We start from the raw sequence: 1,635 nt of genomic DNA, 5'->3' as shown, positions 1-1,635 counted from the left end.
TGTCACTCAGGGACAGAGATATTGTCAGCAGCGCGTTTTTCGTGACCGCGCCTTAAACACTCCTTTCAAGCCCCCTTCATTGGCCCCCGACAGTCGGATCCGGCAGGGGATCGGATGCCACCGGATAGGGCGCGACATGCACGCTGCCACCAAGCCCGGTGCAGGCATGTGACGCGATCGCCGCCCATGCGATCGATACCATCGCCCGCAGATCTTCGCTCCAGACCGGATCGTCGGTTTCCGGCCGTCCCGTCAGCATCATCCGCAGGGCATGGGCCAGCGCGCGCATGTTCTCATTCGGCGGCGGGTCGGCCGGGCCGCGCAGATGCAGCCCATCGGAATAAATGCTCTCTGGGGCATGCATGTTGATGAAGCCCCTGACGATCACCGGCACCGGCATCAGATAGACCGGCACGGTAATTTCCGGCCGGGCACGCAGCCAGTCCTGCCAATAGCGCGCCTTTGCCATCGCATCGGCATCCATGTCGCTGCCCTCGGGCCCCCATGGGGGATAGATCACCACCATGCGACACCCCTTGGCCTGCGCGGCCATCGTGTAGCGCCAGAGATATTGCAGCGTCTCGATGCCCTGAGGGCTGGCGGGATCGGCAAGACCGGTCGCAAGATCGCCGATTTCCGTCAACAGCAGCGCGCCGGAATAAGCCGCCGTGCGGTCGGCGCGGTTCAACTCCCAGCGCTGGCGCAGCGAGCTGAAGCCTTCATAGTTCAGCGCAACCGGACCCGACCAGAGCCCCGCGAAATCGCCCCCTGCCGGAGCGGGCTGGATCGCAAAAGCCAGAAACGAATGCGCCGACGCTCCAAGCCCTTCATCGCCGGTCAGACTGACGCGCGGCAAAGCGAGCGCCCCGGCACCGCGCCGCCGGGGCGGCCAGACCCCAAGCAGGTCCATCAGCATCAGAAGCCTCGCACGATCGACAGATGGCCCGCCCCGCCCAGCGATCGCGCGACGACCCTGACCGCCTGATCAATCTCGATCGCACCGGTATCGGGCGGCAGACGCAGGCTGGCGGCATCGACCAGCGGATTGTTGGGGCACAGTTCGATCAGGAAAAGCCCATGGTTCTGCACCATGTCACGCGGCTGCAATTCGATCGGGTCGGACCAGGTCTGTCCAATGGTCAAAAGCGGCATGTCGATGTCCTTTCATATTCGGGCGCGTCAGGCATCCTTGCCCCGCTCGCCCTGGAATTCGGTAATCAGCCCGCCGCCATCCAGCCGATGCGAAACGGATTTCAGATGCCATGCGCCATCGATCACCGGCTCCAGCCCCTGAAGCGCGACCGAGGCCCCGCCCAGGAGCCGTGGCTCGAACCCCGCGACCGTCCCGCTGAACTCCATCTCGGCGCGGCCCGCGCCGGTCAGCGCGGCCTCGGCGGCGCGGGTGGCTTCGGCCTCGGTCGCGAAGGGGTGGCGGATCTTCTTGCGGGGCGTGCCGGTCCCGACCTTCACCTTATGGGTGACGCCGGTCGCTGTGTCGGTCCATTCCGATTCAGCGGCGCGGTAAACGGTGCGGCCGCGCCATGACCAGCTCCAGTCGCTGAGCCGGGCTGCGGTCAGCACGGGCGCGGTCAGCGCGTCACCGGCGGCGGTTACGCCTTCGCCCCGGCGCTGCAC

General features: G+C 66.4%; 2 protein-coding genes and 1 pseudogene. All 3 read right to left on the bottom strand.

What is annotated here, in order from left to right; translation table 11 throughout:
- Positions 1-76: 76 nt before the first annotated feature.
- Positions 77-916: a hypothetical protein gene (locus GL284_RS21185; RefSeq protein WP_155046384.1), complete on the bottom strand. Its 840-nt coding sequence runs from the start codon at positions 914-916 to the stop codon at positions 77-79.
- On the bottom strand, positions 916-1,152 hold the full coding sequence (locus GL284_RS21180; RefSeq protein ID WP_155046383.1) for a hypothetical protein: 237 nt from the start codon (positions 1,150-1,152) through the stop codon (positions 916-918). Before GL284_RS21180 ends, GL284_RS21185 begins: the two co-directional genes overlap by 1 nt.
- Positions 1,153-1,179: 27 nt before the next feature.
- Positions 1,180-1,635, bottom strand: a pseudogene (locus GL284_RS21425) (phage late control D family protein); the annotation flags it as partial.

The sequence above is a fragment of the Paracoccus shanxieyensis genome, from assembly GCF_009711265.1.
Taxonomy (GTDB): Bacteria; Pseudomonadota; Alphaproteobacteria; order Rhodobacterales; family Rhodobacteraceae; genus Paracoccus; species Paracoccus shanxieyensis.
Note: the sequence above shows the minus strand (reverse complement) of the source record. Positions and strands in the feature narration are given on the sequence as shown.

Bases quoted from the DNA above. Each gene is read 5' to 3' on its own strand.
- GL284_RS21180 (WP_155046383.1), bottom strand. From the start codon at position 1,152: ATGCCGCTTTTGACCATTGGACAGACCTGGTCCGACCCGATCGAATTG.
- GL284_RS21185 (WP_155046384.1), bottom strand. From the start codon at position 916: ATGCTGATGGACCTGCTTGGGGTCTGGCCGCCCCGGCGGCGCGGTGCC.